Source organism: Pseudoalteromonas sp. H71, assembly GCF_001468485.1.
In the GTDB taxonomy this organism is placed as follows: Bacteria; Pseudomonadota; Gammaproteobacteria; order Enterobacterales; family Alteromonadaceae; genus Pseudoalteromonas.
On the sequence record NZ_LODI01000015.1, the window covers coordinates 46,316 to 56,484 of the forward strand.

Sequence of the window (10,169 nt, forward strand, 5' to 3'; positions counted from 1 at the left end):
TTCTTACAATTAAGTCAACACATCAACATGGTTTAATTGAGGAAATAGGATGCTTAGCGCTATTAAAAATGGGTTTCAGCCTTTGGGTATTAATACTAAGCAATACGGCGATACGCGCTGGTGGTTAGGTATACTGCTGGTGGTTATTTTAGCGGGGGCATCTGTTGCATTAAGTAACTTACCCATAATGCAAAGTGCGCAATTTAGCTCACTCACTATTGGTATTGTGCTTGGCATTATTGTGGGCAACAGTGTGTTTTCGCGCATAGCTACGCGTACCGATGTAGGTGTTGATTACGCTAAAAGTATATTACTCAAAGCAGGCATTATTTTATTTGGGTTTAGAGTTACTTTTTCGCAAGTAGCGGGCGTTGGTTGGCATGGCCTATTAACCGATGTGGTTATGCTGTTAGGTACATTTATTTTGGCAGTGCAGCTAGGTAAGCGTGTTTTTAAGCTTGATGAACAAACAACCATACTAATAGGTGCGGGTAGTTCTATTTGTGGCGCCGCAGCGGTAATGGCAACTGAGCCGGTTATAAAAGCGCAGGCGCATAAAGTATCAGTAGCGGTGGCAACGGTGGTGGTGTTTGGCACGTTAAGTATGTTTGCCTACCCAATACTGTTTGAGTTTATGGGGTTGAGTGAACATGCGTACGGTATTTTTGTTGGTTCAACCATTCATGAGGTCGCGCAAGTGGTTGCAGCGGGCACAGCCGTAAGTGCCAGTGCAGCCGACACCGCCGTGATTGAAAAAATGCTACGCGTAATGATGCTTGCACCATTTTTAGTGGGCTTATCGTTTTGGCAAAGTAAAAAGCACGTCAAGGTTAACAATAATGGCCATTATGGTAAGCAAATTTCGGGAATTACGATTCCTTGGTTTGCGGTGTTATTTATAGTAGCAAGTGGCGTGCATTCGTTATCGATTATTCCGCAAGATACTACAAACGCTATTATATGGTTTGACAATATATTACTTACCATTGCCATGGTGGCGCTAGGGCTTCGGACGCAGATGGGGGCTATTCGCCAAGCAGGCATACAGCCCCTGTTGTTAGCGGGCTGTTTGTTTTTATTTTTAACCTTGGGTGGCTACGCCATTAATATAGGCATAGCGCAACTTTTTGGGGTTTTTAATCATTAACCTATACAGGCCAATCTACCTCGTTTAAGTGATCTAGCTGTGCAGCTGAATGTTGATTGCCTTGCCATTTGTTGGTGTAGGTACCGTTTGGATCAAACTGTGCAGTTTGCTTTTGTATATTAAAGTGGCGTCCGCCACGTGGGTCAACGCCGACTCCTGCTATGTACTGCCAATTTCCCCAGTTGGCTGCTACATCGTGATCAATTAGCTGCTGCTCAAAATAAGCTGCGCCGTAACGCCAATCAAGGCCAAGCTCGTTTACTAAGTAACTTGCCACAATTTGCCTGGAGCGGTTTGTTATAAACCCGGTTGCATTGAGCTCTTTCATAATGGCATTAACTAACGGGTATGGGGTTGTGCCTTGGCACCAAGCAGCAAAACGGTTTGGCATAAACGTAGTGAGCGGCTTAGTTTGCTTTTGCCCTTTAAAACTAAACAAGCTGCTTTGTACGTTTAGTGCATGCCATTTAAAGTATTCACGCCATAGTAGTTCAAACTTAATCCAGTAGGTTGAATCGTTAGCGGTGTATGTTTGTTCGTATTGTTCAACAGCATTGTATAATTGTTTTGCGCTAATACACCCAAAAGCAAGCCATGGGCTAAATTTAGTGGTGTTGTCAAAGCCATCAAGCGCGTTACGAGTTATTTTGTAAGTGCTAGGTAATTCGCCTGAAAAGTATTGTTCACAGTGTTTTTGTGCGCTTGTTAGGCCACCATGCATTGAGGTGTTTATTGCTTTTGGCAACTCAATTGGGTTTTTAGCGCACAGCGTAATAGGTTTAGGCAGTAGCTCGGTTGTAATATGCGAGAGTGTAATTGGAACACTGGCTGCTTCAACCTTCTTTTTAAACGGGGTAAAACTTTTAGGTAAATCGTTTAAATTAAAAGGCAGTTCGTTTTGTTGGTACAAGGTATCCTGCAGGGTACTGGTAAATTGAACTTCAGGGCAATGAGCTTTTAATAAATTAATTTCGCGTTGTTCGTACACACCAAATTGCTCACTGTAAACCACTTCATCAATGTGTTGCTCTTTGATACGTTGTTTTAAAACGCTCACCGGTTCACCTTCTAGCACATGCAAGGTTTGCCCACGAGCAATTAATGCTTGCTGTAACTCATAAAGGCTTTGCATTAAAAAGGTGTACTTGTTTTCACCATACTGCTTTTGCTGATAATTTGTGTTTTTAAACCAGTTAGGGTTAATTACAAACACGGCGTCTAGCGCGCATTGCTGTTGTGCAAGTTTACTAAAAATGGGGTTGTCGTTTAGGCGTAAATCGTTTTGTAGCCAATATAAAATGCGTTTGCTCATACTTTTGCTCTGGTTTTTATGATGATCAAATCTACGAAGCAAAAGTAGTTGAGGATTAATTAATCGTGTTTAATCGACTAAATTTAAAAATGAGTGCAAGACTCTAAGTTAGAAAAAGGCGGTAAAGTTACCGCCTCTGATTTTATTGAAGTAGGGTTAAATTATCCTTTTTGCTCTGCTATCCAATCGTTTATAACGTCTTCAAGTACTGCCATAGGCAGAGAGCCTTGCCCAATAACGGTGTCGTGAAAGCTGCGTATATCAAATTGAGCGCCGAGTTCTTTTTCGGCTTTTGCACGCAGGTCGCGTATTTTTATTTCGCCCATTTTGTAAGAGAGCGCTTGGCCTGGCCATGAAATATAACGATCTATCTGATCTTCAACCGCGCTTTGTGGTAAAGCCGTGTGACTGGCTAAGTAGTCAATTGCTTTTTGACGGCTCCAACCAAACGCATGAATACCGGTATCAACCACTAAACGCACAGCACGCCACATTTCGTAACCTAAGCGGCCAAAGTCACTGTATGGGCTTTGGTAAAAGCCAGCTTCTTTACCTAAGCGCTCTGTGTATAGTGCCCAACCTTCACCAAAAGCAGAGTGGCTAAGTGTGCGTCTAAATTCAGGTACATCCAGCTCCATAGCAATGGCATTTTGTAAATGATGCCCTGGTATTGCTTCGTGTAGGCTTAGTGCTTCTAAATTATACAAAGGCTGTAGCTTAGGTGTTGAGGCTAAAAAGTAAGTGCCAGGAGAGCGGTTATCAGGCGGTGGCATATAAAACGCACCACGACTCGCTGAGCCTTTTATAGTAAAGGTGTTACGCGGTAAATGGCCAAAGTAAGTGGGGAGTTTGCCATACATTTTTTGCGTAATAAAAGCGGTTTTTTCAAGTAGGTCCTGCGCGTCTTTTGCGTAAAATTGCTCATCGGTCGCTAAAAATTCTAAAAAATCGCTGTATGTGCCATCAAAACCTACTTTATCGATAATGTTTTGCATTTGCGCTTTAATACGCGCGACTTCTTTAAGGCCTAGTTCATGTATTTGCTTTGGTGTGGCATTGGTTGTGGTGTAGTAATTAACTGCATATTTGTAATACTCAAGCCCGCCTTTAACGCTTGCAATATCCGGCTGCGTTCTACAGTTAGGCATGTAATCGTTTTCAAAAAAGTCGTAAAAATGCTGATAAGCAGGGATTACTTTTGAGCTGATTAAGGCCTTAGCTTTATTTTGGTATGTGGCTTTTTGCTCTGCTGTAAACGTGTTTGGTATACGTGTAAAGGGCTCGTAAAGGGCACTTTTTTCAGGTTGCTTAACAATATGCGCGCTAATGCTTTGGCTGTAATTTTCAAAGGTTTTGCAGTAATGAGTAAAGCCTGTTTTTATACCTTCTTTCATTAAATCAATATTTTGCTGATTAAAGCGAGGGTAGTCGGCAAGGCTGATTAAAAATGCGTTGTAATCGTCGGGTGTTAAAAATGCCATGTTAGCGGGCGCTTCTGCAAAGTAAGTATGCCAGCCACTTAAAAAATTAACCGGAAAATACTTATCTTGATAAAGGTAGCCTTGCTGCTCGGTTTCTCGCTCATATTTAAATAAGCGGTAGTTCATTAGCTGCTCGTTGTTGAGCGTTTTTGGGTCAATGCTGGCTAAGCTTTTTAGCACGCTGTTGTTATAAGCTTGGCGCTTTGCAATGGCTTGCTCGCTCCAATTTGGCAATGTACCGTTTGGCTTCCAGCCATCTGGGTCGGTACGAAAAAATATTTTCTCAGCTTTGGCGTTTTGCCAGTGGTTATCAATAATGGTTTTTAAATCAGTGTTAGTGTCGGCTAAGCTTGGTAGCGATGCAACCGCTAAGCATATAGCTAGAATACTTTTTTTAAACATAGTCATCCGTTATTGGCGAGTTAGTTATTATTTATCGCGCTTTTTTATTTTAATTTGTGCTCAATATAGTACCAAGTTAACTTAATTATTGCGCTTACTTTTATAACCTGTAACTCTTGGTTTTACTTTTTGATTGAACAAATTTCACTGCGTAACTGATTGGCGTACTAGTTTATTGTTTTATCAGCGTTTAGAATGACTAAAACTTATTATAAAAAATGATCGTCATGTTTAATAAAGTAATTACCTTAATTGATGAAGCAAACGACCAAGACCCTAATACTGAGCAGCACAATGGACAAAGCTTTCCTAAAGAAAGTTTATACGCCTTGCGCATGAGCGAAATGTTAACTCGTTTTAAACCAGATGCCGATGAACTCATGCAAATTGCAGTGCGTGCACAGCATATTCAGCGTTGGAAGTCGCCACGTAGTGATTTTGAAATGAACAAACAGGGCTATCATCAGTGGCGCAGTGCACTTTATATATTTCATGCTAGCAGCGTGGTTGCGCTCATGAAGCAAGCTGGTTACGGTGAAGCTGAGCAAAACCGAGTGTACGATGCGGTCGCTAAAAAAAATATTAAACATAACCCAGACAGCCAATTAGTTGAAGATGTAGCAAGCCTTGTATTTATTGAACATTATATGCTTGGGTTTGCCAATGCAAAACCAGATTACAATGAAGAAAAATGGATTGGGATTATTCGCCGTACATGGCAAAAAATGTCAGATGAAGCCCATGAGTTTGTACTTGCAGGTAATATTACATTGCCCGGGCCGCTTGTTGGGCTTATTCATAAAGCACTTGAGTAAAAGAAAATAAATAAAAAGGAATTTTAAATGTATTGTCCTCGTAGTAATACGCCACTTGAACCTTTACTTGTTGGCGGAATTACTGTTTTTACGTCAGCGCAAGGCGGCGTATTTTTTGATAACAGCCAAATTTTTAAGTTTAGCTCTCCCGAGTTAAAGCATGGTCAGGTTTTACTTAAATATTTAAGTAATTATATTGAAGGTGAGGGCGATATATCATCGCGAGTAAATTGCCCTAAATGCCCAAGCATAGTGATGATGCGCCGGTATTTCTCACCGCTCAAAGTGGTTGAGATTGACGAATGCCCGGGTTGTGCAGGAATATGGCTTGATAGCGGCGAGCTTGCAAAAATACATGAAAACCACCTAACACCCAAAGAGCGAAAGCTGTTAGCCCACGAAATGGCAACCAATCATGGGTTTATAACTATTAAGCCGCCAAAATCAAAGTATTACCCCAGAGCGCCTAAAAATGTTCAAGACACGACAGTTGAACGGCTGGTGCAATTAGCATTACTTAATTTTCAGTAATAAAAAACGGCGTACTAAAAAGTACGCCGTTTTTTTGTAATAAATTAACGCTTATGCAGTTTATTTATTACGGTTTTCTTTTGCAAAGGCACGTATTTTACGTTTTTGCGAAAGCGTTACTTTGTTAGTACGCCCTGCAAACGGGTTATCACCTTCTCTAAATTCGATTTTGATTGGGGTGCCCATAATTTTAAGTGCTTTACGGTAGTAGTTCATGAGGTAGCGTTTGTAGCTATCTGGTAAATCGTGAACTTGGTTACCGTGAATTACAATACGTGGCGGGTTATAACCACCGGCATGCGCATACTTAAGCTTAACACGACGACCACGAACAAGTGGCGGCTGGTGATCGGCTTGTGCCATGTCCATAATACGGCGAAGCATTGCGGTGCTAATACGCTTAGTAGCCGACTCGTACGCTTCATCCACCGACTCAAATAAATGACCAACACCTGTACCATGCAGTGCAGATATAAAGTGCAAGCGTGCAAAGTCAATAAAACCTAAACGACGGTCAAGCTCGGTTTTAATACGATCTTTAACGTAATCATCTAGACCATCCCATTTGTTCACGGCAATAACAAGCGAGCGGCCTGAATTAAGCGCAAACCCTAATAGGCTTAAGTCTTGATCAGATATTCCATCACGTGCATCTACAACCAGTAAAACAACATTACAATCTTCAATGGCCTGCAGAGTTTTAATCACTGAGAACTTTTCTACTACGTCGCTTACTTTTTTACGTTTACGAACACCTGCTGTATCGATTAACACATACTCTTTTTCGTTACGTGTCATAGGGATATAAATAGAGTCGCGTGTTGTACCAGGCATATCGTAAACAATCACACGTTCTTCACCAAGTATACGGTTTGTAAGTGTAGACTTACCAACGTTAGGTCGACCAATAATAGCAAGCTTTACTGGTTTATCTGCAAATGCCTGGTGGTCAGTATCGTCGCCTTCACCTTCTTCGTAAAGATCAATGAGCTCTTCATCATTATCGGCTACGTCTTCATCTTGTGCTGCGAGTTCGGCAATAACAGGCTGAAGTGTGTGCTCAAGTAAAAGCGTAATACCGCGACCATGAGCGGCTGCAATGTGATGAATCTCACCCAGTGATAACTGGTAAAATTCAGCACAATTTGAGTCAGCATCAATACCGTCAGTTTTATTGGCAACAACAAAACATTTTTTGTCTTGCTTGCGAAGATGATTAGCAATAGCTTGGTCGGCAACGGTCATGCCTACGCGGGCATCAACTAAAAACAGTACGATGTCGGCTTCTTCAATTGCAAGTAGCNATTGGTCAGCCATTTCGATCTCGATGCCTTCTTCAGTGCCATCAATACCGCCCGTGTCTACCACGATAAATTCATAGCCATCGTAACTAGCTTGGCCATATTTTCTATCTCGTGTTAAACCTGGAAAATCGGCTACGAGTGCATCACGAGTACGTGTTAAACGGTTAAATAATGTGGATTTGCCCACATTGGGTCGCCCAACTAGAGCGATCACGGGAAGCATAAACTACCTCTTTAAAAAACAACAAAAGGCTTCGCAGAGCGAAGCCTTATAAAAACCATATGACTATTAGTAAGTTAGTTTGGTATTGTTACCGCACTTACTTCACCGTCACGGGTGTATAATATCAGTTTGTCGTCGGCAACAACAGGTTCAACAAAGAAGCCTGAGCTATCAAAGTCTTCACGCGCTACTAACTCGCCAGTTTCCTTGTTTAGCCAGTGTAGGTTACCTTCTTGGTCACCTAGGGCTAAATAGTTACCTGTAACAGCAGGACCTGTTAAGTACCAGCCACGAAGTGCGGGTTGGCTCCAACGTTCAATACCTGAATTTTTATCTAATGCATAAACAACGCCGTTGCTGTCTACTACATAAATACTTTGTGCATCCATCGAAATTTCGCGGTAGCTGCTGTATTCACGTTTCCAAACCACATTACCAGAGCGAATATCAACTGCTGCTAGGTTACCGTTGTATGCAATTGCATAGGCGTACGGGCCGCTAATGAGTGGCTGCGTGTCTACGTCAACCAGGCGTTCAAATTCTGAAGCACCTTTTGCAGCTGCAATTTCTGCGCTCCAAGCTGAGTAACCACTTTCTGAAATTAAAACGCTTAATTTACCTGTTTCTAGGCCAACTAAAACGCCACCGTTTGCAACCGTAGGTGCACTTTGTCCGCGTAATGTAAGTGCTGGCACTTCTTGTTCAAAGCTCCAACGCTCTTCACCTGTATCAGGGTGAAGTGCTAATAATTTACCTGAGCCTAGGTTTACAAATATAAGGCCGTCGCCGGCTGCTGCTTTTGAAAGTGACTCACCGGGTACGTTTTTGCGCCATACTTCTTCGCCAGTTTCGCGATCAAGTGCCACTACAAAGCCGTGTTCAGAACCAATATACAGTTTACCATAAGCTTGTAATATACCGCCTGATAATTTTGCTGTACCGTCGTCGCTCCAAGGCCAAAATGAGGTGTCTTGACGTACGTCGGTCTCCCACTGTACATCGCCGTTAGTAAGCGACAATGCTTCTACTTGACCTTCGCGGTTTGCAACATAAACAGTGTCTTTGTATACAGCAGGAGTTAAGCGAGAAAAATAATGCTCTACGCCGCTACCTACAGACTCTTGCCAAACCACATCAGTTTCAAACTGATTGGCGATTTCGGGAAGGACTAGTTCGTCTTCTTCATCACTTGATGAACAACCCATTAGCGTTGCCATACATAGGGCAAGGGTTGCGGTCGTTAATTTTTTCATACCTAAAACCTTATGCCGCTGGGCTAGTTACTGCTAGGTCATCTAACTTAACTTGTAAAAGTGGGTTGCCTGTTAACCCACCTGCATCTACCGCAGCCTGATAGGCGGTGCGCGCTTGCTCTTTATTACCTTGCTGAGCATAAATATCGCCTTTAAGCTCTGCAACGTTTGCATTAAACGCTTCAGGTAATGGTGCATTTAGTGTGTTTAACGCATCGTCAAAATTAGTTTGTGCAATTTGTATACGCGCTAAACGTGTAATAGCAATCGCTTTTAATTCTGCATTTTCAACGTTTGATACAATCCAGCTTAACTTTTCGCTAGCAACATCTAACTTTTGCGCTTCTACCGCGTCTTTAGCTGCTACAAACGCCGCAAGGGCTGCATAGTTTGTGTCTTTATTTTCACTGATAAAAGCATCAGCTGATGATAAAACATCATCGCCTTCTACTAATTTAGTGTAAGAATCTGACGCTTGCTCAGCGGTTGTAATTTGGTTTTGGTTGTAGGCTTTCCAACCGTATAAGCCACCTAAACCTACAATTACACCGAGTGCCAGTGAAAGACCGTTTTCACGGAAAAAGCGTTTAATGGCTTCTGCTTGTTCTTCTTCTGTTGAATGTATATCCATGATTACCTCTAATATCTGCTTAGCCGTTTATAAGCTCAGCTAGTAGCGCTTTAGCTTGTTCTAATTCTAATGTGACTTGTTCTTTACGATCACGTAAATACTTTATGGTCACCACGCCTTGTTCTAATTCATCTTCACCAATAATTACGGCAACAAGTGCATCGCTTTTATCGGCACGTTTTAATTGTTTTTTAAAGTTTCCGCCACCCGCGTGAACCATCACACGAAGGCCAGCCACATCACGGCGTAGTTCAGACGCAATAATCGGGGCTTGAATACTTGCTTTGTCGCCCATGGCCGCTAAATATACATCAGCATTACGGCGAATGTCACCAACACATTCAAGTGCTTGGAGTAACAACACTAAGCGCTCTAGGCCCATTGCAAAGCCAACTGCTGGGGTTGCTTTTCCACCAAGTTGCTCAACTAAGCCATCGTAGCGTCCGCCAGCACACACAGTACCTTGCGCGCCAAGGCTGTCGGTTACCCATTCAAATACTGTGCGGTTGTAATAGTCTAAACCGCGCACTAATTTTTCGTTAACCGTGTATGAGACGCCAGCTGCGTCTAAACGTTCACATAAATTTTCAAAATGTTCTTTTGATTCAGCATCTAAATGCTCTGACAGTTTAGGTGCATCAACTAATATTGCCTGTACGTCTGGATTTTTGCTATCTAGCACACGTAATGGATTTGAATACATGCGGCGTTTTGAGTCTTCATCAAGCACGTCGGTATGTTGTTCAAGGTAGGCAACAAGCGCATCGCGGTATTGTGCACGAGCTTCATTAGAACCCAATGAGTTAAGCTCTAATCGCACATGCTCGGTAATGCCAAACGCTTCCCAAAGCTGTGCTGTTAGTAAAATAACTTCTGCATCAATGTCGGCTGTGGCAATGCCAAAGGTTTCTAAACCAAATTGGTGAAATTGACGGTAACGGCCTTTTTGCGGGCGCTCATGACGAAACATAGGGCCCATGTACCAAAGACGTTGCTCTTGGTTATACAATAAGCCGTTTTCGTTACCAGCACGAACACACACTGCGGTGCCTTCTGGGCGAAGAGTTAGT

General features: G+C 42.4%; 9 protein-coding genes and 1 pseudogene. 3 read left to right on the forward strand and 7 right to left on the reverse strand.

Translation table 11 applies throughout. The annotated features are described in order from the left end of the window. Positions 1 to 49: 49 nt before the first annotated feature. Entirely contained in the window at positions 50 to 1,147 is a 1,098-nt protein-coding gene (locus tag ATS71_RS09220) for a YeiH family protein (protein ID WP_058404569.1), read from the forward strand. A gap of 1 nt (position 1,148) precedes the next feature. Here ATS71_RS09220 and ATS71_RS09225 read toward each other — a convergent pair whose 3' ends face one another. Continuing rightward, positions 1,149 to 2,459: a DASH family cryptochrome gene (locus ATS71_RS09225; RefSeq protein WP_058404570.1), complete on the reverse strand. Its 1,311-nt coding sequence runs from the start codon at positions 2,457 to 2,459 to the stop codon at positions 1,149 to 1,151. Between the two features lie 161 nt (positions 2,460 to 2,620). Continuing rightward, the gene (locus tag ATS71_RS09230) at positions 2,621 to 4,342 is read right to left on the reverse strand and encodes a DUF885 domain-containing protein (protein ID WP_058404571.1); all 1,722 of its coding nucleotides are present in this window, start codon (positions 4,340 to 4,342) and stop codon (positions 2,621 to 2,623) included. Positions 4,343 to 4,569: 227 nt separating this feature from the next. Here ATS71_RS09230 and ATS71_RS09235 point away from each other — a divergent pair, with 227 nt between their 5' ends. Continuing rightward, entirely contained in the window at positions 4,570 to 5,157 is a 588-nt protein-coding gene (locus tag ATS71_RS09235; RefSeq protein WP_058404581.1) for a DUF4202 domain-containing protein, read from the forward strand. Between the two features lie 27 nt (positions 5,158 to 5,184). Next, a complete protein-coding gene (locus ATS71_RS09240) occupies positions 5,185 to 5,688 on the forward strand; it encodes a TFIIB-type zinc ribbon-containing protein (RefSeq protein WP_058404572.1) in 504 nt (167 codons plus the stop codon). 60 nt (positions 5,689 to 5,748) lie between these two features. On the opposite strand, the gene der is transcribed toward ATS71_RS09240, so the two are convergent. The 5 genes and pseudogenes from der to hisS all read right to left on the reverse strand — a co-directional run. After that, positions 5,749 to 6,991 (reverse strand): ribosome biogenesis GTPase Der (gene der, locus ATS71_RS09245; protein ID WP_235591452.1); only part of this gene is annotated, 1,243 nt, incomplete at its 5' end. 1 nt (position 6,992) lies between these two features. Continuing rightward, positions 6,993 to 7,215: pseudogene (locus ATS71_RS18970) on the reverse strand (GTPase); the annotation flags it as partial. A 74-nt stretch (positions 7,216 to 7,289) separates the two neighbouring features. Beyond that, positions 7,290 to 8,468, reverse strand: a complete 1,179-nt coding sequence (gene bamB, locus ATS71_RS09250) for an outer membrane protein assembly factor BamB (RefSeq protein ID WP_058404574.1) — start codon at positions 8,466 to 8,468, stop codon at positions 7,290 to 7,292. A gap of 10 nt (positions 8,469 to 8,478) precedes the next feature. Further along, on the reverse strand, positions 8,479 to 9,099 hold the full coding sequence (locus tag ATS71_RS09255) for a YfgM family protein (protein WP_058404575.1): 621 nt from the start codon (positions 9,097 to 9,099) through the stop codon (positions 8,479 to 8,481). A gap of 19 nt (positions 9,100 to 9,118) precedes the next feature. Then, on the reverse strand, positions 9,119 to 10,169 hold a 1,051-nt coding region (gene hisS, locus ATS71_RS09260), incomplete at its 5' end, for a histidine--tRNA ligase (RefSeq protein ID WP_235591453.1).

What these genes read in the sequence shown, in the direction of transcription:
- ATS71_RS09255 (WP_058404575.1), bottom strand. Translation starts at nt 9,099, where the DNA reads ATGGATATACATTCAACAGAAGAAGAACAAGCAGAAGCCATTAAACGC.
- ATS71_RS09240 (WP_058404572.1), top strand. Translation starts at nt 5,185, where the DNA reads ATGTATTGTCCTCGTAGTAATACGCCACTTGAACCTTTACTTGTTGGC.
- ATS71_RS09225 (WP_058404570.1), bottom strand. Translation starts at nt 2,459, where the DNA reads ATGAGCAAACGCATTTTATATTGGCTACAAAACGATTTACGCCTAAAC.
- ATS71_RS09235 (WP_058404581.1), top strand. Translation starts at nt 4,570, where the DNA reads ATGTTTAATAAAGTAATTACCTTAATTGATGAAGCAAACGACCAAGAC.
- ATS71_RS09230 (WP_058404571.1), bottom strand. Translation starts at nt 4,342, where the DNA reads ATGTTTAAAAAAAGTATTCTAGCTATATGCTTAGCGGTTGCATCGCTA.
- ATS71_RS09220 (WP_058404569.1), top strand. Translation starts at nt 50, where the DNA reads ATGCTTAGCGCTATTAAAAATGGGTTTCAGCCTTTGGGTATTAATACT.
- bamB (WP_058404574.1), bottom strand. Translation starts at nt 8,468, where the DNA reads ATGAAAAAATTAACGACCGCAACCCTTGCCCTATGTATGGCAACGCTA.